This window comes from Vibrio sp. 970 (assembly GCF_033339075.1).
The window spans coordinates 1-500 of sequence record NZ_JAWOTW010000902.1; the positions used below are offsets into that span (position 1 = coordinate 1).

Annotated in this window: 1 protein-coding gene; it reads right to left on the reverse strand. The window is 46.8% G+C overall.

What is annotated here, in order from left to right; genetic code table 11:
- Positions 1-320 (reverse strand): lipoprotein (locus tag R7Q11_RS29820; protein WP_318094504.1); only part of this gene is annotated, 320 nt, incomplete at its 3' end.
- Positions 321-500 lie beyond the last annotated feature (180 nt).

Consider the following 500-nt stretch of genomic DNA (forward strand, 5'->3'; position numbering starts at 1 on the left):
GCTACGCGTGCCGATGCGGCAGCAATGTCTTCTGGGCGTTCACCATTGGTCAATTTAAGCAAATACGCTCCCGCTTTGGCTTGCTCGGCAACGGCGTGTGCAAGAACTGCTTGTTGATTCTTGGTATCGAGCTGAACCAACACTTCCCCTTCACTGACCAAGCTGCCTTCTTTGACAGGAAGGGCTCTAATTATCTCATTAGATGTGGCAGTAAATGTTACGCGGTCACGCTCTAAAGTGCCAAGCGCTTGGTGCGTGTTATCTTTTGAACAGGCGCTTAAAAGGGCAATAATCAATGTGCCAAAAATGATTCGCTTCATAGTGCGGTGCTTCCTTTGAAGAAGTAATGCATGAATAGATAACTTGCGAACGGGAGCGTGTTGATTGAGCCCGCTAACCCGTCGCTAACCGCCATCCATAACGATTTCTTTTTAGAGCTTAGCATTTTATCTACAAGCGATTCTTTTTAAATAGAGAGGCTTAGCGTTGGAAGTGGGCTA